Annotated in this window: 19 protein-coding genes and 1 pseudogene; 4 read left to right on the plus strand and 16 right to left on the minus strand. The window is 65.0% G+C overall.

The window, feature by feature from the left end; genetic code table 11:
* Positions 1-19 precede the first annotated feature (19 nt).
* The 4 genes from CJD35_RS13895 to wecB form a co-directional block, all read right to left on the minus strand.
* Positions 20-2,125 carry a GumC family protein gene (locus CJD35_RS13895; RefSeq protein ID WP_026002248.1) on the minus strand — a complete coding sequence of 702 codons (2,106 nt, stop codon included), beginning with the start codon at positions 2,123-2,125 and terminating at the stop codon, positions 20-22.
* Positions 2,125-2,820 carry a polysaccharide biosynthesis/export family protein gene (locus CJD35_RS13900; protein WP_086485657.1) on the minus strand — a complete coding sequence of 232 codons (696 nt, stop codon included), beginning with the start codon at positions 2,818-2,820 and terminating at the stop codon, positions 2,125-2,127. The genes CJD35_RS13895 and CJD35_RS13900 overlap by 1 nt, the downstream gene beginning before the upstream one ends.
* Before the next feature lie 101 nt (positions 2,821-2,921).
* Positions 2,922-4,217, minus strand: coding sequence for a UDP-N-acetyl-D-mannosamine dehydrogenase (gene wecC, locus CJD35_RS13905; RefSeq protein ID WP_017182331.1), 1,296 nt, complete (start codon positions 4,215-4,217; stop codon positions 2,922-2,924).
* Positions 4,218-4,483: 266 nt separating this feature from the next.
* Entirely contained in the window at positions 4,484-5,593 is a 1,110-nt protein-coding gene (wecB, locus tag CJD35_RS13915; RefSeq protein ID WP_026002249.1) for a non-hydrolyzing UDP-N-acetylglucosamine 2-epimerase, read from the minus strand.
* 210 nt (positions 5,594-5,803) lie between these two features.
* On the opposite strand from wecB, the gene CJD35_RS23430 reads away from it, so the two are divergent.
* Complete coding sequence (locus tag CJD35_RS23430; RefSeq protein ID WP_017182334.1) at positions 5,804-5,926, plus strand: hypothetical protein; 123 nt, start codon at positions 5,804-5,806, stop codon at positions 5,924-5,926.
* Positions 5,927-5,929: 3 nt separating this feature from the next.
* On the opposite strand, the gene CJD35_RS13920 is transcribed toward CJD35_RS23430, so the two are convergent.
* Entirely contained in the window at positions 5,930-6,790 is an 861-nt protein-coding gene (locus CJD35_RS13920) for an ABC transporter permease (protein ID WP_017182335.1), read from the minus strand.
* Between the two features lie 115 nt (positions 6,791-6,905).
* Here CJD35_RS13920 and CJD35_RS13925 point away from each other — a divergent pair, with 115 nt between their 5' ends.
* On the plus strand, positions 6,906-7,607 hold the full coding sequence (locus CJD35_RS13925) for a GcrA family cell cycle regulator (protein ID WP_017182336.1): 702 nt from the start codon (positions 6,906-6,908) through the stop codon (positions 7,605-7,607).
* Positions 7,608-7,676: 69 nt separating this feature from the next.
* On the opposite strand, the gene CJD35_RS13930 is transcribed toward CJD35_RS13925, so the two are convergent.
* Positions 7,677-8,519 (minus strand): outer membrane protein, encoded by an 843-nt coding sequence (locus CJD35_RS13930; protein WP_017182337.1) that lies wholly within the window; start codon positions 8,517-8,519, stop codon positions 7,677-7,679.
* Positions 8,520-8,679: 160 nt separating this feature from the next.
* Between CJD35_RS13930 and parE the strand changes: the two genes are divergently transcribed.
* Together parE and CJD35_RS13940 are read left to right on the plus strand one after the other, a co-directional pair.
* Complete coding sequence (parE, locus tag CJD35_RS13935) at positions 8,680-10,656, plus strand: DNA topoisomerase IV subunit B (RefSeq protein WP_017182338.1); 1,977 nt, start codon at positions 8,680-8,682, stop codon at positions 10,654-10,656.
* On the plus strand, positions 10,653-11,927 hold the full coding sequence (locus CJD35_RS13940; protein ID WP_017182339.1) for a serine hydrolase: 1,275 nt from the start codon (positions 10,653-10,655) through the stop codon (positions 11,925-11,927). Before parE ends, CJD35_RS13940 begins: the two co-directional genes overlap by 4 nt.
* Positions 11,928-11,952: 25 nt before the next feature.
* Here CJD35_RS13940 and ccoS read toward each other — a convergent pair whose 3' ends face one another.
* From ccoS to fixJ, 10 genes and pseudogenes are all read right to left on the minus strand, one after another.
* Entirely contained in the window at positions 11,953-12,093 is a 141-nt protein-coding gene (gene ccoS / locus CJD35_RS13945) for a cbb3-type cytochrome oxidase assembly protein CcoS (RefSeq protein ID WP_017182340.1), read from the minus strand.
* Entirely contained in the window at positions 12,090-14,225 is a 2,136-nt protein-coding gene (locus CJD35_RS13950) for a heavy metal translocating P-type ATPase (RefSeq protein WP_026002250.1), read from the minus strand. Before CJD35_RS13950 ends, ccoS begins: the two co-directional genes overlap by 4 nt.
* On the minus strand, positions 14,225-14,680 hold the full coding sequence (locus tag CJD35_RS13955; protein WP_017182342.1) for a FixH family protein: 456 nt from the start codon (positions 14,678-14,680) through the stop codon (positions 14,225-14,227). The genes CJD35_RS13950 and CJD35_RS13955 overlap by 1 nt, the downstream gene beginning before the upstream one ends.
* Positions 14,677-16,106 (minus strand): annotated as a pseudogene (gene ccoG, locus CJD35_RS13960) (cytochrome c oxidase accessory protein CcoG). The gene CJD35_RS13955 and the pseudogene ccoG overlap by 4 nt, the downstream one beginning before the upstream one ends.
* A gap of 48 nt (positions 16,107-16,154) precedes the next feature.
* Positions 16,155-17,111, minus strand: a complete 957-nt coding sequence (gene ccoP, locus CJD35_RS13965; protein WP_017182344.1) for a cytochrome-c oxidase, cbb3-type subunit III — start codon at positions 17,109-17,111, stop codon at positions 16,155-16,157.
* Complete coding sequence (locus tag CJD35_RS13970) at positions 17,104-17,277, minus strand: cbb3-type cytochrome c oxidase subunit 3 (protein WP_017182345.1); 174 nt, start codon at positions 17,275-17,277, stop codon at positions 17,104-17,106. The genes ccoP and CJD35_RS13970 overlap by 8 nt, the downstream gene beginning before the upstream one ends.
* Complete coding sequence (ccoO, locus tag CJD35_RS13975) at positions 17,274-18,020, minus strand: cytochrome-c oxidase, cbb3-type subunit II (protein ID WP_026002251.1); 747 nt, start codon at positions 18,018-18,020, stop codon at positions 17,274-17,276. The genes CJD35_RS13970 and ccoO overlap by 4 nt, the downstream gene beginning before the upstream one ends.
* Before the next feature lie 13 nt (positions 18,021-18,033).
* On the minus strand, positions 18,034-19,686 hold the full coding sequence (gene ccoN / locus CJD35_RS13980; RefSeq protein ID WP_026002252.1) for a cytochrome-c oxidase, cbb3-type subunit I: 1,653 nt from the start codon (positions 19,684-19,686) through the stop codon (positions 18,034-18,036).
* 129 nt (positions 19,687-19,815) lie between these two features.
* Positions 19,816-20,571 (minus strand): Crp/Fnr family transcriptional regulator, encoded by a 756-nt coding sequence (locus tag CJD35_RS13985; protein WP_017182348.1) that lies wholly within the window; start codon positions 20,569-20,571, stop codon positions 19,816-19,818.
* Positions 20,572-20,629: 58 nt separating this feature from the next.
* Positions 20,630-21,238 (minus strand): response regulator FixJ, encoded by a 609-nt coding sequence (fixJ, locus tag CJD35_RS13990; RefSeq protein WP_017182349.1) that lies wholly within the window; start codon positions 21,236-21,238, stop codon positions 20,630-20,632.
* Positions 21,239-21,242: the final 4 nt, after the last annotated feature.

Consider the following 21,242-nt stretch of genomic DNA (forward strand, 5'->3'; position numbering starts at 1 on the left):
ACGGATATTTGCATTTCCCTCACCCGCCGCGGTGATAATCATATTCCATTGCCCGCCCCTGCTGCTTGGTCAGGATCGCGCCGATGATCGTGCCGCCTGCCCGGCGCAGGCGGTCCACGGCGGCGCGCAGGCCACCATGATGGTTGCGCCCCCATTCGACGACGAGCAGGCTGGCCTGCACCCTGCCCGCCAGCAGCAGCGTATCGGTCCCGCCCAGGATCGGCGGGGCGTCTATCAGCACCGTGTCATAACTGTCGCGCACGGCCAGTAGCAGCGCTTCGAATGCCGGGGTCGCCAGCAGTTCGGCCGGATTGGGCGGCACCGCGCCACAGGGGAGCAGCGCCACGCCAGACGTGCCGGTTTCCACGATAACCTCTTCGGCGCTGGCCTGCCCGGTCAGCAACGCGCTGATGCCGCGACCGGCTGGCAGGCGGAACAGGCTGTGCTGGACCGGGCGGCGCATGTCGCCATCCACCACCAGCACCCGTTTGCCCAGGCCCGCCAAGGCGAGAGCCAGCGCATGCAGGGTCAGTGACTTGCCCTCCCCCTCCTGCGCGCTGGTGACGAGGATCGAGCGCGGCAGGCCGTCCGCCGACGCCAGCAGCAGCGATGACGCAAGCGGCGTGAAAATATCGACCGGCTGCGGGGCGTCGCCTGTCACTGGCACCGACCCCAGCAGCGGCAGACCGACCCGTTCGGTCAGCGTATCGGCGGACGTTACAGCATCATCGAACATGTGCCGCGCCGCGACCAGCAGCAGGCCCAATGCCATCCCGCCCAGCGACGCCAGCAGCAATGTCATGCCGATGCGGGGCGAAAACGGCCGGGTCGGCACGGCTGCGCGATCGAGCGGCTGGATGCGACCGGCCTGAAATCCCGCCTGCGACGCCATGTCGCGATAGCGCTGGAGCAGGCTGTCGTGCAGCATCCGGTAGGTATCGACAGACCGCTCCAATATGCCCGTCTGCACGTCGCGCCCGCGTTCGGCCTGCGCCTGCCGCTCCAGATCAGCGATTTCCGCCGCAATCTGGGTTTCGCCATGCACCGCAACCTCATATTGTTCGCGCAGCGACGCGCGAATGGTGTTGGCCATCGCCTCCGCCTGATCGTCCAGCGCCGCCAGACGGGCGCGCGCCTCGCGCATGTCGGGATGGGCATCCTTGCGGAACTGCCGTTCCTCGACAATGGCGGCGCGCGCTTCGGCGCGGCTCGTCATCAGGCTCTGCATCGCGCCATTGCCCAGCACTTCGGGCAGCGTTTCAGGACTGGCGCGACGTGCGCCCTCCCACCGCTTCTGCGCCGCGATCCGATCCGCCAGCGCCTGCGCGCGATAGGCGTTCAACTGGGCGAGACGCGCGGCGATCGTGCCTTGCGGCGGGCGCTGCGTATCATCGCCATCGTCCGTCGCCCCGCTGGTGCGTGCGGCATAGACCGCCAGATCGCGCTCGGCCCGCGCCAGATCCTTGCGCGCCCCGTCCAGTTCGCCCAGCAGGAAGCGGCGCGCCTGCACGCCCGATTCAAAGCCGCGCTTCAGGTCCGCGCGGATCAGGCTGTCGGCATAGCTGTTGGCGACGCGCGCGGACAGGACCGGGTCCGCACTGACGAAGCTGATGCGCAGAACGCGCGACTTGCCGGGAAGATCGACCTCCAGATTATCGCGCAGCAGGCGCACGACCATATCCTGTTCGACCTGCCGCTGGGTCAGGCTGCCTGCCCCTTCGGTCGGGCGCTTGCGGTCCATGCCCGCAAAAAATGTAGGGGTGCCGACCAGCGCCAGATCGCGCGCGACCTCTTCGGCCAGCGCGCGACTGCGCAGCACTTCCAGTTCGGTCTGCATCAGCGATTCGATGTCGCCCGGCGCGCCATGGGTCGCGGCCTGCGCATTTGACCCGGCGGCCCCCGCTGGCACGTCCTGCACCTCAACGGATGCCGTGGCACGATAGTCCGGGGTGGACATCAGGATGATCAGCGCGCCCGCCAGCAGGCACAATGCCATGGTGACGAACAGGATGACGCGATGGCGGCGCAGCACGGCCCAGCCGTGGCGGGTGGCGGCCGCGAAACGGGCGGCGCGGCCCTCGCCCAGCCCGATTCCGTCAGACGCCATGGTGTCCGGTCCGCTCATCAATTCTTCCCGTCCAGGGCAATGAACCCGGCGGCCAGCGCCGGCGCGGCCAGCAAGGTGCCGCCCAATATCGCCTTCGCCCGCGACAGGCCGACAATGATCATGTCGCCGGGCAGGATTTCGGGATCGGCCGCCTTGCCCCGGCGAATAGCGGCAAGATCGAACATCGCGGCCTGCCGTTCCCCGTCAATCTGCCGCACGACAATGATTTGCGAGAGGCTGGCGAGCCGGGTCGGCCCTTTGGCCAGCGTCACCGCCTGGCTAAGCGTCAGGCGCCCGTCGACCGGGAACAGGCCCGGTTCCCGCACTTCCCCGTCCACGGTGATGCGGCGGCCAACCGCCTTCTTCACGAATATGGTGACTTGCGGCGACACCAGATAGCGCTGACCCAGCCGATCGGCGATCCGGTCGGCCGCGTCGCCAGATGACAGGCCGGCAACCGGCACATCCCCGATCAGCGGCATCCGCACCATGCCAGCCGCGCTCACCTGCGCATCCTCCAGCGACAGGTCCGGCTCATGATAGACCTGAATGCGCAGCACATCGTCGGGGGACAGGCGGTAATCCGCGCCGATGGCGGGCGCTGGCGGAATGATCGCATAGGCCTCGTCACCGCGCGGTGCCTGCTCGACGCTCGCGCAGGCAGACAGCAACGCACAACCGCTCATCGCGGCATAGATCTGCCTGATGGTCATCTGCACTTCTGCCCCCTTATGGCCCGATTGAGGCCGGGGGTAGCGGTGCGGCACGACGAAGGCAACCACAGGCGCGACGGGTCGCGCCCGATGGCCGGTCGTCAGACGGCGATGCGCCCCGGTGCCGGTTCGGCGAAGCGGCGCGGCTGATCGGGCCAGATGCCGCGGGTGTCATAAACGGCCTTGCCGACACGTTCATCGACGGGGACAGATTTGAACATGTCATGATCGACAAGAATGACGAACACGCCACATTGTTCCAGAGCCGTATCGAGATCGATCAGTTCCGCGCCCGTCCCGGCAAATTCCATCGGCAGGGCTTGGGCGTAGGGTTCGACCAGCTTGATCCGGCGACCATAGCGACGGGCCAGCCGCGCGGCGACCTTGACCGCCGGGCTTTCGCGGAAATCGTCGATATTCGCCTTGAACGCCAGGCCCAGACAGGCAACATCCTCGCCAGCAAAGGCATCGATCATGTCAGACGCCTTGGCCACAACATAGTCGGTCTTGCCGTCATTCACTTCACGTGCGGTGCGGATGATGCGGGCATTTTCCGGGTCGCCATGGACGATGAACCAGGGATCGACCGCGATGCAATGGCCGCCGACGCCGGGACCGGGGGAAAGGATATTGACGCGCGGATGGCGGTTGGCCAGCCGGATCACTTCCCATACGTCGATGTCCATATTCTCCGCGATCACCGACAATTCATTGGCAAAGGCGATGTTGACGTCCCGAAAGCTGTTTTCGACCAGCTTGACCATCTCCGCCGCGCGGGCCGTCGTGGTGATGCACGCGCCGCGCACGAACTGGCGATAGAAGCCCAGCGCCTTGCGCGCACAACGCGGCGTGATGCCGCCAATGCAGCGATCATTGTCGATCAGCTCGACCAGAATACGGCCGGGCAGAACGCGCTCCGGGCAATAGGCGATGGCGATGTCGCCCTGCACGCCCTTGCCGGGCATTTTGAGGTCGGGGCGCATCGTGCCGATGACGTCGCGCATCGCTTCGGTCGTGCCGACAGGCGAAGTGGATTCCAGGATCACCGTGTCGCCCGCCTTCAGCACCGGGGCGATCGTGCGTGCGGCTTTCAGAACATAGCTGATGTCGGGCGCGCGATCTTCCGCCACCGGGGTCGGCACGGCGATGATGAACACGTCGCTTTCCTCGACCTCCAGGCTGGCGCGCAGATTGCCGCGCGCGACGACGCCCTGCACCAGTCCGTCAAGATCGACTTCCTCGATATGCACACGGCCCGAATTGACGGTTTCCACGACATGGGCGGACACGTCCACGCCAACCACCTGCGCGCCGCCACGGGCGATCAGGGCTGCGGTCGGCAGGCCGATATAGCCAAGGCCGATGACGGAAACCTTCTGCTTGGTGTCGACGGGCATGAACAGGCAGTCCTTATGAGGCTAAGATTTGCCGCAGTTTCTGCCTGGAAATGCTGAAGATTTCGGTAACGGTGGCACCAAGATCGACCTTCTCCCCCTGGGGGAGAAGGATATGGAGCCTTACCGCATCCGGAGGATCGGTTAGGCGCAGTTGGATGAGGGGGCTGTGCGCCAACGTCAGGGCGGACGCCCTCACCACTGCGACTAAGGCAGCAAGCTGCCAAGTCTCGTTGCCTCTCCCCTTCGGGAGAGGAGATTATGACGCTCTATCCCGCGATAACGCCGGCAATCCGCTCCGCCGCATGGCCGTCACCGAACGGATTATGCGCCCGCGCCATGGCGTCATAGACGTCCTTGTCGTCCAGCAACTCCAGCACTTCACGCACGATCAGCGCGCGGTCGGTTCCGACCAGCTTCGCCGTCCCGGCTTCCACCCCTTCTGGCCGTTCGGTCGTTTCCCGCATCACCAGCACCGGCTTGCCGAGCGAGGGCGCTTCTTCCTGCACACCGCCGCTATCGGTCAGGACGAGGGTGCAGAGATCAAGCAGCCGCACGAAATGCGGATAATCAAGCGGCTCGATCATCGCGACATTGGGCAGGCCGCCCAGCACTGCGTCCATGATCGGGCGGACATTGGGGTTGGGATGGACCGGGAAGATCACCGCGACGTCAGGCCGCGCCGCGATGTCGGCAATGGAGCGGGCGATCGCCTCCATGCCGCCGCCGAAATTTTCGCGCCTGTGGCTGGTGACGGCGATGATCCGCTTGCCAGCGAAACGCGCGGCAAGATCATCGAGACCGCTGGCAAGCGACGGATCGGCCAGCACCCGGTCGCGCGTCGCGAGCAGCGCGTCGATCACGGTATTGCCGGTAATGTGGATGCCCGCCGCGTCCCGGCTTTCGCGCAACAACGCATCGGCAGCCGCCTGCGTCGGTGCGAAATTCATGTCCGCGATGCAGGCGACGACGCGGCGGTTCACCTCTTCGGGCCATGGGTGGTGGATGTCGCCGCTGCGCAATCCCGCCTCGACATGGGCAACCGGGATCTTGCGATAATAGGCCGCCAGACTCGCGACCATGGTAGTCAGCGTGTCGCCATGAACGACGATGCGATCTGGCTTTTCGGCGTCGAACGCCTTGCCCAGTTCGACGATCAGCTTGGCGGTCAGTCCGTCGAGCGTCTGGTTCGGGACCATGACGTCAAGGTCGACGTCCGGCACGATCCCGGCAATCTCCAGCACCTGATCCAGCAGGCCGCGATGCTGGGCCGTCACGATGACGCGGGTTTCCACGCCGGGCCGCGCGCGCAGGGCGTGGATCACCGGGAACATCTTGATCGCTTCGGGGCGGGTGCCGAACACTATGGCGATCTTCATCATCAATCTTTCTTGCTGCAAAGCGGTATCGCAGCCGCTGTGGCAGAGAAATGTAACCATCGCCTGAACGCAGGCGGCTCCGCAGATGCTTTTGCAACGCCCCGGCGCATGCTAGGGCGTCGGTCTTGCCGCGGGTGATGATGATTTTATGCAGATTGCGATGATCGAGACTGGCCAGGCGGTCACCCGGACCGGCGGATCGAACCGCTGATGTGGCCCTGGGACGAAGACCATCGCGATGACGCCCTGCCCCGCTGGCATCACTGGCTGCTGGCGATCGTGATGCTCATCGTCCTCAGCGCGCTTATGCCGATCTTCGCCGCCTTTTCCTGACGGTTACGCCTTGATCTTCCAGCCGCGCTTCAACAGCGTGTAGCAGAGCGTCCCAAGCCCGATATTGAGCGCCAGCAATACGCTGCTGCCCACCACGATGTTGGTATCGGCCGCCGCGACGAAGCCATAGCGGAAGCCCGAAATGATATAGAAGAACGGGTTGGCGTGGCTGATCCCCTGAAAAAAGGGCGGCAGCCGGTCGATCGAGTAGAAAGTACCCGACAGCAGCGCCAGCGGACCGATGACGAAGTTGGTGACCGCGGCGTTATGATCGAACTTGTCGGCCCAAATGGACGTCAGCACGCCCAGAAAGGCGATGAAGCTGGTGCCGATCAGGGCGAACCACAGCACCGCCCACAGATGCGCGGGGGTGACATGGACACCGGGCCACAGCGCCATGGCCGCCCACAGCGCGGACCCCACGAACAGCGCGCGCGTGACCGATGACGCCACCAGTGCGCCCAGCAATTCACCCACGGAAATAGGCGGCATCAGATAATCGACCAGCGTTCCCTGCACCTTGCCCACCATCAGCGGAAAGCTCGCATTGGCGAAGCAGGCGTTGATCATGCCCATGATGATCAGGCCGGGTGCGACGAAATCGGCGAACGGCACCGCCTGCCCGCGCAGCATCACGGTGCGGCCGCTGCCGCCCAGCGCGACGATGAAGATGACCAGGAACAGCAGGGTGGTGATGGCCGGTCCCCACACCGTCTGAAGCTGCACCTTCATGAAGCGGCGCACTTCCTTCAGATACAGCGCCCAACTGCCCGCCCAGTTGATGTTGCGAATCACCGGCACCCCCGGTTCGGGGAATGGCGGCGTGGCGGGCGCGGTCGGGCTAATTTTGGGCTGGTCGTTCATGGATGGATCGACTATCGGCTGAGAGGATTTGCTGCAAGGGCGCTGTTCACGGATTTGAACCTGCGCACCGGCTCCCCATATAGGGGCGCAGCCAGATATTTTGAGGAGTGTTTCATTGTCCTGGACCGACGAGCGTATCGACCAGCTCAAGGGTATGTGGGAACGCGGCCTGACCGCCAGCCAGATTGCCGAGGAATTGGGCGGCGTCAGCCGTAATGCGGTGATCGGCAAGGCCCACCGCCTGGGCCTGCAATCGCGTCCTTCGCCGGTCAAGGCCAATGACGCGCCCAAAAAGGCACCCGCACCGCCGCGCAAGCCAGCCAGCCCCGCTCCGGCGGTCGAGGCAGAGGCCGCGCCGCGCCCGGTTGCGCCCGCGCCGGTGGCCGAAGCTCCTGCCCCCGTCCGCGCCTTCACGCCCGCCGCAGCGCCTGCCGCGCCTGCGCCAGCGCCCGTTGCTGAAGATGCTGCCGCCAAACCGCAGCCGCGCATCGTGTCGGTCGGGCCGGGCGGTTTCCTGCGTCAGGGTCCGGGCGATCAGCAGGCGCCGATCCCGCCCGCGCCGCCCCGTCGCCTGGTCCCGGCCAAGCCCAGCGCGGAAATCGCGGGCAAGACGTCGTTGCTCGACCTCACTGAGCGGATCTGCAAATGGCCGATGGGGCATCCGGGCGAGCCCGACTTCCATTTCTGTGGCGAGCCGGTGAACCCCGGCTTTCCCTATTGCGTCGAACATTGCGGCCGCGCCTATCAGGCGCAACTGCCGCGCGGCACCCGCCGCCCGCCCCCGCCGCTGCCTTTCGGCGGCCCAAGGGTGCGTTGACCATCTGATCCGGATATAAAAAAGGGGCCGGTTCCTGCGTAGGAACCGGCCCCTTTTTCATGCCATCTATCAGAAGCGGAAGCTGGTGGTCACCATCACGCTCTGCGTGTCGAACTTGTCGCCACGGTTCATGCTCGTGCCGCCCGACGGGGTGATCAGGAACGGGTTGGTGGCGGGCGCAGTCCCCGCACCGACATCGACGCGATAATCGTCGACATTATAGCGGGTCCACAGATAGCGCGCGCCGATCGAGAAATTGTCGGACACTTTCGCTTCAAGGCCGCCACCCATGGTCCAGCCCCATGCGTCTTCCTTGGCATTGACCGAGGTAAAGCTGTTCGCGCCATTGCTGGTGCTAAAGCTGTTCTTGACCTTGGCATAGGCAAGACCGCCGGTGATGTAGGGCATGATGCCGCTGGGCGTGGTGTAGCCCAGGCGCGCGCGCAGATTGCCGTTCCAGTCGATCCGCCGCGTCATGGTGTAGAAGGCCGGGGTGGTCGAATATTCGGTCACGCTGTCGCTGATATAGGCCTTGCCCGCTTCGGCGACGACACCGGCGACGATGCCGCCGAACTGCATGTCATAACCGACATGGCCCATCCAGCCGATCGCATCCTTGTCATCGTCGCAACCCGACGCCGGGGTGGGGCCGCGCGCTGCGCCGCCGCAAGTGCCGGGCGAAAAGGCATTGGCGCCGGTGATGGTGGTCACCGTGTCATTGTAGCTGCCGTCGGCATTGGTATCGAAGCGCAGATGCTCTGCGCCGTCGCTCTTCTGGAAATTATAGCCGAACGACCCACCCACATAAGGGCCAGTCCAATCGACCGGGCCGCTATCCTGTGCGAAGGCGGGGGCCGCCGCCAGAGCGAGCGCCAGGGTGGCGCCAAGCGGCGCGATACGGTTGAAAAACATTGAAAAAATCTCCTCGCCTGATCGGGTATCGAAACCCAACTGCGCTCCGCTAACGGATCGAACGGCGCTTTTGTTTCACATCGCAATGCAACATTTTGTTGCTGTTGCCATTTCAGCACAGTGCTTGCGCGGATCGCCCGCCTGCCTATAGCTTGCAATCATGTCCGATGACCTGTTCGCAGCCCAGCCCACATCCTCCTCCGGCTATGATGCCTCCGCCATTGAAGTGCTCGAAGGACTGGAACCAGTCCGTCGTCGCCCTGGCATGTATATCGGCGGCACGGACGAGCGCGCGCTGCACCATCTGGCGTCCGAAGTGCTGGACAACAGCATGGACGAAGCGGTGGCGGGTCATGCCACGCGGATTGAGGTGACGCTGGAGGCGGGCAACCGCCTGACCATCATCGACAATGGCCGCGGCATGCCGATCGACGAGCATCCGAAATTTCCCGGCAAGTCGGCGCTGGAAGTCATCATGACGACGCTCCATTCGGGCGGCAAGTTTGAGGGCAAGGCCTATGCCACGTCGGGCGGCCTGCATGGCGTGGGGGCCAGCGTCGTCAACGCGCTGTCGACCGAAACAGTGGTGGAGGTCGCCCGCAACAAGGAATTGTTCCGCCAGAGCTTCTCGCAGGGCCTGCCACTCGGCCCGCTGGAAAAGGTGGGCGCTGCGCCCAACCGGCGCGGCACGTCCGTCAGCTTCACGCCGGACACGGCCATTTTCGGCGAGCAGAAGTTCAAACCGGCGCGCCTCTATCGCCTCGCCCGGTCAAAGGCCTATCTGTTCGCGGGTGTCGAGATACGCTGGAAATGCGATCCTTCGCTCATCAGCGACGATACGCCAGCGGAAGCCGTGTTCCAGTTTCCCGGCGGCCTTGCCGACCATCTGAAGGAACAGGTCGGCAATCGCGAATGCGCGACCAGTGTGTTTTTCACCGGCAACCAGGATTTTCCCGGCATTGCTGGCCGGGTCGAATGGGCCGTCGCCTGGCCGCTCTGGTCGGATGGCAGCTATAGCTGGTACTGTAACACCATCCCGACGCCTGATGGCGGTACGCATGAAGCGGGGCTGCGCACCGCTTTGGTCAAGGGCATCCGCGCCTTTGGCGATCTGGTCGGCCAGAAAAAGGCCAAGGACATCACCGCCGACGACATCATGACGTCATCGGAAATCATGCTGTCGGTATTCATTCGCGAACCGCAATTTCAAAGCCAGACCAAGGACCGCCTGACCAGCCCGGACGCAGCGCGACTGGTGGAAAATGCGGTGCGCGACCATTTCGACCATTTCCTCACCGATCATATGGATCGCGGCAAGGCGCTGCTCGCCTATGTCATCGACCGGATGGATGATCGGCTGCGGCGCAAGCAGGAAAAGGACGTCAAGCGCAAGACCGCGACGAGCGCGCGCAAACTGCGCCTGCCCGGCAAACTGACCGACTGTTCGACCGACAATCCCGACGGCACGGAGATTTTCCTGGTCGAAGGCGATTCGGCGGGCGGCTCGGCCAAGCAGGCGCGCGACCGCAAGACGCAGGCGATCCTGCCCCTGCGTGGCAAGATTTTGAACGTCGCATCCGCCAATACTGCCAAGATCCTGGCCAATCAGGAAATTGCCGACATGATCCTGGCGCTGGGCTGCGGCACGCGCAAGGACTGCAACCCCGACAATCTGCGCTATGAGCGCATCGTCATCATGACCGACGCGGACGTCGATGGCGCACACATCGCAACGCTGCTGATGACCTTCTTTTTTCAGGAGATGCCGGAACTGGTGCGGCGCGGGCATCTCTATCTCGCGCAGCCGCCGCTCTACCGGATCGTGGCGGGCGGCAAGAGCCTCTATGCCAAGGATGACGCGCATCGCGAGGAACTGTTGCGCAAGGAGTTCAAGGGCAAGAAGGTCGAGGTCAGCCGCTTCAAGGGGCTGGGCGAAATGAACCCGATGCAGTTGCGCGAGACCACGATGGACCCCGCCACCCGCAGCCTGATCCGCATCACCCTGCCCGCCGATGTCGAGGACCGCGCCAGCGTGCGCGATCTGGTCGACCGGCTGATGGGCACCAATCCGGCGCACCGCTTCGCCTTCATTCAGGAAAATGCAGCGGCGGTGGACGAAGAAGCGATCGACGCATGAAGATGCTCGTCGCGGCGCTTGCCTTGCTGGGGCTGGCGCTGTGGCCGACCGTTGGCGCAGCCAGGGACGCGACCTATCAGGCCAGGGCCGACCAGCTATTGTCCATCCTGTCCGCGCCGGGTGGCGAGGATGCCTATTTCTCCACCCTGTTTCTGGACGCCGTCCCGGTCGCGCAATGGCGCGCATTGGCCGCCGATCTGCGCAAGCAATATGGCAAGCCACTGGCGCGCGGCGCAGTGCAGGTCGAAAGCCCGACGACAGGCGTGGTGGAAATCCGTTATGAGCGGGCGACGATCGGCTTTACGCTAGTGGTCGCGCCCCAGGCGCCCAACCGGGTTGTCGGCCTGCAACTGATCGGCACGCGGCGGACGGATGACGATATGGACCGGGTTCTGGCCGGCATCGCCGCCCTCCCCGGTCGGACCGCGCTTTCGATAGCGCAACTGGGCGATGCAGGCCCGGTCTGGCTGCACGATCAGCACGCCGATACGCCAATGGCAACCGGCTCATCCTTCAAACTCTATATATTGGCGGAACTCGCCCGCGCCGTGGCAGCAGGCGAGCGACGCTGGAGCGACGTCATCCCGCTGTCGCACAAAAGCTTTTCCGGGCGGCTGTTGACGACGCCCGATGGCGCGCCGATGACGCTGCACAGTCTGGCGCTGGCGATGATCGCGGAAAGCGATAATAGCGCGGCCGATACGTTGTTGCTGGCGCTGGGGCGCACGCGGGTCGATGCCATGGTCGCAACCAGCGGCCATGCCCGCCCCGACGCGACGCTGCCCCTGCTGACGACGGCAGAGGCGTTCGCGCTCAAAATGCCCGCCCATGCCGATCTCGCACGCAACTATGCCGCAGCGACGCCCGACCAGCGCCGTGCGATCATCACCGCCAACGCCGCGCAACTGACGGCGGGCGCGGTCGACATCGGCACGGTTGCGGACATTCCCACCGCCATCGACAGCATCGAATGGTTCGCCACGCCGCGCGACATGGTTCGGTTGCTCGACTGGCTAAGGCGAAATGGCGGCGATGCCCTGCCGATCATGGCGGTCAATCCCGGCATTGCGCCTGCCGATGCGAAACGCTGGCGCTATCTGGGCTATAAGGGCGGATCGGAGCCGGGCGTCATCGCCATGAATTTTCTGGTGCAGGCGCGCGATGGCCGGTGGTTCGCCATCGCCGCCAGCTGGAATGACAGCGCCGCGCGCGTCGATGAACCCCGCTTCGTGGCGCTCATGACCCGCGCGCTGAACCTGCTGGCGCAATAGCGCTCAATCAGGATCGCGCGCGCCGTCAGTCATCATCGTTTAGAATGCGCAGCGCAGCACCATCGGGATCATCGAACTGCCCCGCCTTCAATGCCCAGAAAAAGGCGCCAAGCCCGACCAGCCCCAGCGAAAGGGCAATGGGAATGAGGAGAGCAAGGCCGATCATCGTGCCGCCCGCCGCAAACGCAGCGCATTGGCGATGACGATCAACGACGAACCGGACATGGCCAGCGCCGCGACCAATGGCGTGACAAGCCCGGCGATCGCCAGCGGCACCGCCAGAAGATTATAACCCACGGCCAGCATGAAATTCTGACGCACGATCGCCAACGTCCGCCGCGCTGCACGCACGGCAACCGCAACCGATGACAGGCTGTCGCCCAGAAACACGACATCGGCCGCCAGCTGGCTGGCGTCGCTGGCCGATGAAGGCGCCAGGCTGACATGGCCCGCCGCCAGCGCAGGCCCGTCATTCAGGCCATCCCCGACCATCAGCACGCGATGCCCCTGCGCCTTGAGCCGCTCGATCATCGCCAGCTTGGCCTGCGGGCTCATATGGCCGGTCGCCAGCATCCCCGTCGCCATCGCCACTTCATGCAGCGCCTGCGGCCGGTCGCCGCTTGCAATGATGGGATCGAGGCCAAGGGTACGAAGCGCCGCCGCCGTCGCGGCGGCATCGGGACGCAGCATGTCGGCAAAGGTCAGGAGAATATGGCAATCGCCATCCCGATATTCGGTCGCCAGGCTGGTCCAGTTGCCCGCATTGGCCGGTCGGGCAAGCGATACCGGCCTCCCCTGCCACAAGCCGCTGACGCCAACGCCAGCCTCCTCGCGCAGGTCGGACAGCGTGGCCGCCATGACGCCCTCCCGTTGCAGCGCCTCGGCCAAGGCAATGCTCAGCGGATGGCGGCTGGCGCGGGCCAGCGCCAGCACCACCGGCCGCGCATCGGCAGGCAATGCATCGAGGTTTTCGGGCATTGGCCGCCCCAGCGTCAACGTGCCGGTCTTGTCGAACATTGCGCGGTCCGCCTCTGCCAGCCGCTCCAGCGCAGACCCGTCCTTCACCAATATGCCGCGCCGCATCAGCGCGCCGCACGCGACCACCTGCGCGGCGGGCACCGCCAGGCCAAGGGCGCAGGGACAGGTGATCAGCAGCACGGCAGTCGCGATCAGCAGCGCCTGATGCACGCCAGCGCCAGCGATCATCCAGCCTGCAAACGACAGGGCGGCAAGCAGATGGACGGCAGGCGCGTAGAGCCGCGCCGCCCGGTCGGCAATCCGCACATAGCGTGACTTGCCCTGCCCGGCTGCATCCATCATCCGCGCAATGTCGGCGATCAGCGTATCCGCGCCCGCCGCCCTTACGACCACGCTGAGCGGCCCGTCCATGTTGAGCGCGCCCGCATGAACGCCATCACCGACGCCGACCGCCACCGGACGGCTCTCACCCGTCAGGAAGGCCAGATCGACGCTGCTTTTCCCCTCCCGAATTTCGCCATCGGCGGCAAAGCGTTCGCCCGCAGCCACCTGCATCATCATCCCCGGCACCAGCGCGCGCGCTTCCACCCAGCGGCGCTGGCCGGCCTCGATCACATAGGCGCCCGGCGCGGTCTGGCGCAGCAGGGCGGCAACGCCGTCCCGCGCCCGCCCCCGCATCATCGCGTCCAGGCATCGTCCAGCCAGCAGGAAAGTCAGCAGCATCACCGCGCCGTCGAACCAGGCATGGGTGCCGCCGGTAATCGTCTCATAGAGGCTCATGCCCGTGGCCAGCAGCACCCCGATGCTGATCGGCACGTCCATATTGGTGCGCCCGACCCGCAGCGCCGCAAAGGCGGAACGGAAAAATGGCTGCCCGGCATAGGCGACCGTCGGCAGCGCGATCAGGGCGGACAGCCAGTGGAACAGCTCACGAGTCGCGCCCACCGCCCCGGACCAGATCGATACCGACAGCAGCATGATGTTCATCGATGCAAAGCCAGCGACGGCCAGCGCGCGCAACAGCCGCTTGTCCTGCGCATTCTCCACCGCGATCGTCGGATCGGCCAGCGGCTCGGCGGCAAAACCAATGCCCGCAATCGCCGCGCGCAGGTCCGGCAGGGTCATCGCCGGATCATGGGTGATGGCGACGCGCCTGGCCGAATAATTGACCCGCGCGGCATGAATGCCCGGCAGCGCCGTCAGCCCGCGCTCGACCTTGGCGATGCAGCCTGCGCAATGCATGTCCGGCACCGCGAACAGGCTATGGGCCGCATCCGGTGCGATGGGATCAGGCGTCAGGGTGACGGGCAGGCTCGCCATCATCCATGCCTTTCCACAAAGCGCATCTCATGCCCGTCGGCCCTGACGGTCCAGTGGATGATCCACCGTCCCGCTGGCAATGGCTGCGCCGCCCGCCACTCGCCATCGGCCTGCCGCTCTATGCGCAAATCCAAGTCGGGTGCGCGCCCCAGCGGATGCTCCGCCGTCGCGGTGACCGTCATGGGCTGCGATCGCGGCCCGACCAGCTTCAGGATCACATGGCGGGCACCGTCCAGCCGCGTTTCCTGTTGCCAGCCAAGCGCATCCTGTTGCCGCGCCTGCGCCAGCCAGCCGTTGAAGCGTTGGCTGGCGACATAGCTATTGTCGACCACCGTGCCGCCAAAACCGCCCACGGCATAGCTCGCCATCAGGACATTCACCGCGATCACCACGGCAAAGAAGGCCACGAAAATCGCCGCGACATGGCGGCCGGTCAGGTGAAAGCCGGGCATCATTGCAACCTTTCAAAATGGGCGGGTTCGCTGGCTGTGCCGCCTTCGCGGTCAGTGGCGCGGACAGTGAAGGCAAAATCCTCGCGCTGCGGGCCATTCGCTGGCGCAGCGAGGAAGATGCGCAATTTCGCCACGCTGTCGGACGGGACGATCGTGTCGATCGCCGCCCGCGCATCGGCCCGGCCATCCCGGTCGGTCCACAGGCTGACCCCGGCAAGCCCTTCTGCCGATATACGCATGGGCCGTGGCCGCGATTCCATGTTGCGCAGCTTGACCGTAAAGGCATTGCGGACCGTGCCGTCGGACAGGCGCATCGCGATGGGATTGCGATCCTGCTGCGCACTGATGTCGATCCGGGTGCGAGTGCCCAGCGCAAACAGCATGGCGACGCCGACTGCGCTCCACAGCGTAAGATAGACGAGCGTGCGGACATGGAGCAGCGAACGGATGACGGGGCGCGGCGCACGGCCTGCCTTTTCCGCCGTGGCGTCATCCTCGGTGCAATAGTCGATCAGGCCGCGCGGACGCCCCACCTGCGCCATCACCTTGTCGCAGGCATCGACGCACAGCGCACAGGTGATGCAGCCGATCTGCGGCCCCTCACGAATGTCGATGCCGGTGGGGCAGACGGCGACGCACTGGTCGCAATCGATGCAATCGCCAAAGGCGTCGGGCTGCGCCAGCGATTTTTTCAGGCTCCCCCGCTGCTCCCCGCGCCAATATTTATAGGTGACCACCAGCGACTTTTCATCGAGCATCGCGGTCTGGATGCGCGGCCAGGGGCACATATAGATGCACACCTGTTCGCGCATGAAGCCGCCCAGAATGAAGGTCGTGGCGGTCAGGACAGCAACCGTTGCATAGGCAACAGGCGCAGCGGTCCCGCTCCAGAACTGTTGCTGCAACGTCGGCGCGTCGGCGAAATAGAATATCCACGCCCCCCGGTGCCAAAGGCGATGAGCAGCCATATGCTCCATTTGGAGACCCGCCGGGCGATCTTGCCCGCGCTCCAGGGCGCCTTGTCCAGTCGGATCTGGGCATTGCGGTCGCCGTCGATGAAGCGCTCGACATGCTGGTAGAGGTCGGTCCACACCGTCTGCGGGCAGGCATAGCCGCACCAGGCGCGCCCGACCGCGGAAGTGACCAGGAACAGGCCGACCCCGGCCATGACCAGCAGGCCAGCGACATAATAGAATTCATGCGGCCAAATCTCGATCGCGAACATGTAGAAGCGACGATGGGCGAGATCGACCAGTACGGCCTGATCGGGTGCATAAGGGCCGCGATCCCAGCGCAGCCAGGGCGTTATCCAGTAGATGGCGAGCGTGACCGCCATGACCACCCATTTCAGGCGACGGTAAAAGCCGTCGATCGCCTTGGGATAAACGCCCTTGCGCTTGGCGTAGAGGGACAGGGGAGCGGCGGTCATGGCAGGCGTACCTGACGCCTGCCATCCACCAACCCTTGCACAGGCAGGCTATTGCCGCGCATCGCTCGTCGCCTCCGCCGCGCCGTTGTCCACCGCCGCCGTCGGCACGGGCACCGCCACCGGAGCAGCCTCGCCCCCGCCCAGGCTGTGGACATAGGCAGCCAGCATCCGCACCGTCGCCGGGTCCAGCTTGTCGCCCCAGCGCGGCATCACGCCCTGCCGGCTGTTCCACACCGTCTGGTGAATGCTCTCCGCGTCGCCGCCATACAGCCAGATGCCATCGGTCAGATTGGGCGCGCCAAGCTCGCGATTGCCCTTGCCCGCCGGGCCGTGGCAGACGGCGCAATTGTCGGCGAAAAGCTGCCCGCCCCGCCGGGACGCGGCATCGGGCTTCTGCTGGCCACTGATCGTGCGGACATGCGCCACAAGATCGTCGACCTGCGCCGCCTGCAACAACTGGTCGCGGCCAAATGCGGGCATGATCGACATGCGGGTTTCGGCATGATCGGGATTGCGGACGCCATCGATGATCGTCTTTTCGATGGTGACCAGATCGCCACCCCACAGCCAGTCATCGTCATTCAGGTTGGGATAGCCCTTCGATCCGGCAGCGCCCGATCCATGACATTGCACGCAATGGACCTTGAACGCCGCGCGCCCGCCATCGACCGCCGCCTGCATCAGCGCGGCATTGGCCGGCAACTGGTCGATCGGCGTCGCCGCGATAGCGCGGTGGATCGGCGCGACTTTCTCCGCCTGCGCCGCCATGTCGCGCGCCAGATCGCCACGGCTGGACCAGCCCAGCATCCCCTTGGTATAGCTGTTCACCAGCGGCCAGGCCGGATAGGCGATGACATAGCCCAGCGAAAACAGGATGCAGGCGTAGAAGGTCCACAGCCACCAGCGCGGCAGCGGCGTATCCAGTTCCTCGATCCCGTCCCATTCATGCCCCATCGTCGGGGTGCCGCTATGTTGGTCGATCTTGCTCTTGGTCGGGTCAGCCATGGTCGCCCCCCTTGGTGTCGCTGTCGGTGAAGATCATCGTGGCGGCATCGCCGCTGCGGCGGCGCGCGCCGGGCCGGAAATGCCAGCCGATGAGGATCAGGTAGGAGAGGCCCATGAAAACCAGGCCCCAGCTGTCGGCGAAATGGCGCATCGCGTCATAGCTCATCGCGCCGTCTCCTGCGCGGCGGCGGCCTTGGTATCGACCAGCGTGCCGATCATCTGGAGATAGGCGACCAGCGCATCCATTTCGGTCAGCCTGTTCGGATCGCCGTCGAAATCGCGCACCTGCGCCTTGGGATAGCGCTTGACCAGCGCCGTGCTGTCGGCGTTTGGATCGGCCTGCGCCTTCAGGTCGTCGTTGGCGGCGGCGATGGCGTCCTTGTCATAGGGGACGCCGACGCGCGCCAGGGCGGTCAGATCGCCGCTCATGTCACCGGCCTTCAGGTCGCGTTCGGCCAGGAAGGGATAGGTCGGCATGATCGATTCCGGCACCACCGCGCGCGGGTCTTTCAGATGCTGGACATGCCATTCGTCCGAATAGCGTCCGCCCACCCGCGCCAGATCCGGCCCGGTGCGCTTGGACCCCCACTGGAAGGGATGATCATACATGCTTTCCGCCGCCAGGCTGTAATGGCCATAGCGTTCCACCTCGTCGCGGAACGGGCGGATCATCTGGCTATGGCAGTTGTAGCAGCCTTCGCGGATGTAGATGTTGCGCCCGGCCAGTTCCAGCGGGGTGTAGGGGCGCATCCCCTCCACCTTCTCGATCGTGGAGTCGATCCAGAACAGCGGCGCGATCTCCACGATGCCGCCGATGGCGACGACGATCAGCGCAGCGATGCCCAGCAGGGATACGTTGCGTTCCAGCCTGCCATGATCGAAAAATTTGCTTTTGGTCTTGGTTTCCATGTCGGTTTCTCCGTCACGCGGCGTGCGGCTGGAGGGGACGGTCGGCGGCGGGATCGAACGCAGCATCGCGCATCGGTTTTTCCTCGCGCTGGCGTCCTGCGATGGTCAGGCCGATATTGACCGCCATGATGATCGCGCCAGCCAGATAGAGCAGGCCGCCGGCCGCGCGGATCAGGTACATCGGGAACATGGCCTTCACGACTTCGGAGAAGGCATAGACGAGGTAGCCGTCGCTCCCATATTCGCGCCACATCAGCCCCTGCATGATGCCCGCCGTCCACATCGCCGCGGCGTAGAGGACTATGCCGACCGTCGCCAACCAGAAGTGCCAGTTGACCATGCGCAGCGAATAGAGCCGCTCCCGGCCCCACAGGCGCGGCGCCATATAATAGAGGCAGGCAAAGGTGATCATGCCGTTCCAGCCCAGCGCGCCGCTGTGCACATGGCCGATCGTCCAGTCGGTATAATGGGACAGGCTGTTGACCGCCTTGATCGACATCATCGGGCCTTCGAAGGTCGACATGCCGTAGAAGGCGAGCGCCATCACCATCATGCGGATGATCGGGTCGGTGCGGATCTTGTCCCAAGCGCCGTTCAGCGTCATCAGGCCGTTGATCATCCCGCCCCAGCTGGGCATCCACAGCATGATCGAAAAGACCATGCCCAGCGTCTGCGCCCAGTCGGGCAGCGCGGTGTAATGCAGATGGTGCGGCCCCGCCCAGATATAGAGGAAGATCAGCGACCAGAAATGGATGATCGACAGGCGATAGCTATAGACCGGGCGTTCGGCCTGCTTGGGGACGAAATAATACATCATCGCCAGAAAGCCGGCGGTCAGGAAGAAGCCGACCGCATTATGGCCGTACCACCATTGGGTCAGCGCATCCTGCACGCCCGCAAAGGCGGCATAGCTTTTGGACCCCAGCAGGCTGACCGGCATCGACAGATTGTTGACGATGTGCAGCATCGCGATGGTGATGATGAAGGACAGGTAGAACCAGTTGGCGACATAGATATGCGGTTCGGACCGCTTCAGGATCGTCCCGCCGAACACCAGCAGGTAACAGACCCACACGACCGTCAGCCACAGGTCGACATACCATTCCGGCTCGGCATATTCCTTGCCCTCGGTAATGCCCATCAGATTGCCGGTGGCGGCCAGCACGATGAACATCTGGTATCCCCAGAAGACGAAGCGTGCCATGGTGGGAAAGGCGAGCCGCGCCCGGCAGGTGCGCTGCACGACATAGAAGCTGGTCGCGATCAGCGCATTGCCGCCAAAGGCAAAGATGACTGCCGAGGTATGCAGCGGCCGCAATCGCCCGAAACTGGTATATTCGATCCCCAGGTTCAGCGCGGGAAAGGCGAGTTGGAGCGCGATGTAGAGACCGGCGAGAAAACCGGCCAGACCCCAGAATATCGTCGCAATGACGCCCCAGCGGATCATGTCGTCATCATAACGCCCCTGATCGGGCATCTTGAGCGCGCCGCGGATGATCGCACCATAGTCGGCGCGTTTCAGGGTGAGCGCCGCGAGCAGCAGTCCGGTCGCCGCCACGATCGTCATATGGACGGCAAAACCGCTGTCCGCCGCCATGACCGCCGCAGCGGCCGCGAGCAGGGCCAGCGCGAACCACCCGCCCGCCTTCATGACCAATTGTTCCATGCTTATCCCCCAGGAGATATGTTCGTCGAAATCGCCTGCACGGGCGGACATCGACTGTCCTTGTCCTCTGTCAAAAGGGGGCATCGGGGTCTGTAGGTGAATGTCCCTATCCGGGCCGATATGTGCCGGTCAGGCCGCTTCGGCGAGGCAGGACAACTGGTCGCGATCCAGTATTTCGACGGTGCGACGGTTCGGCAGGTCGATGATTTTCGCCCGCTTCATGTCGGTCATCTGGCGGCTGACCGTCTCGATCGTCAGGCCCAGCACATCGGCGACCTGCTGGCGCGACAGGGGCAGCGCGAAGCTGTCGAGCGGCCCCGCGCCCTCCCCCGCCAGCCGTTGCGACATATCGAGCAGGAAGGTCGCGATCTTTTCCCGCGCATTCTTCCGGCCCAGCAGCAGCATCCAGGCGCGCGCCCGGTCCAGATCGTCCAGCGTGCGTTGCAGCAGGCGGTGGCCAAGTTCGGGATGGGTGCGGGCAAAACCGTCGAACGCACCCCGCGTGAACAGGCAAAGGCGCGCGTCGGTCAGCGCGGTGACGCTATGGGGGGTGCTGCGGCCAAAGGGGCGACCGATGAAATCGGACGGATAGACCACCCCGACAATCTGTTCGCGTCCATCGCCGGTGGAGGCCGACAATTTGAGCGTGCCTTCGATGACATTGGCGACGATGGTGGCATCGTCCCCTTCCCACATCACCGTCTGCCCGGCCTGCACCGTCACCCGCCGGCCAAGGCGATTGAGCGCGGCGCGATCATCCTCCTCCAGCGTGCCGCAAATCGCGCGCGCGCGCACGTCGCATCGCTGGCAGAAGCTGGCGTCCTGGCACGGAACCGGGGCGGAGGCGGCGGGCGCGGTTTGCGCCAGATCAAAATGCATCATCATGATCGCTGCCTGACGCAGCGGCGGGCATCAGCCTATCCGTAATGTCCCTGATCGGGCATCATTGCATCCCGGCCTGGAACGCGATGCGCAGCGCTTCGGACAGGCTGCGCACGTCCAGCTTCTGCATCAGATTGGCGCGATGGATTTCCACCGTGCGCGGCGAAATGCCCAGATCATAGGCGATCGACTTGTTGGGCAGTCCTTCGACCAGGCCGTTCAGCACCTCGCGTTCGCGATCGGTCAGTATGTTGAGACGCGCCTGCGCATCCTCGCGCCGCGCGCCGGCATCGCGGTGGGCGGCAACCTGCGCATTGGCGGCGGCGATGGCGTCCAGAAGGGCCGCCTTCTCGAACGGCTTTTCGATGAAGTCGGTCGCGCCCGCCTTCATCGCGGCCACCGCCATGCCGACATCACCATGGCCGGTCATGATGATGACGGGCAGCAGGACGCCCCGCGCGCGCAGTTCACGCTGCACCTCCAGCCCGTCCATGTCCGGCATCCGCACGTCCAGCAGGACGCAGCCCTGTTCCAGCCCGGCCGCTTCCTTCAGGAACGGGATGCCGCCCGAAAAGCTCTGCACGGCAAAGCCGCTGGTCTTGAGCATGAAGCTGAGCGATCGGCGGATCGCCTCGTCATCATCGACGACATAGATGAGGGGTTGGGTCATGGCG

Origin of the sequence: Sphingobium xenophagum (assembly GCF_002288285.1) — a bacterium.
Lineage (GTDB): Bacteria > Pseudomonadota > Alphaproteobacteria > Sphingomonadales > Sphingomonadaceae > Sphingobium > Sphingobium xenophagum.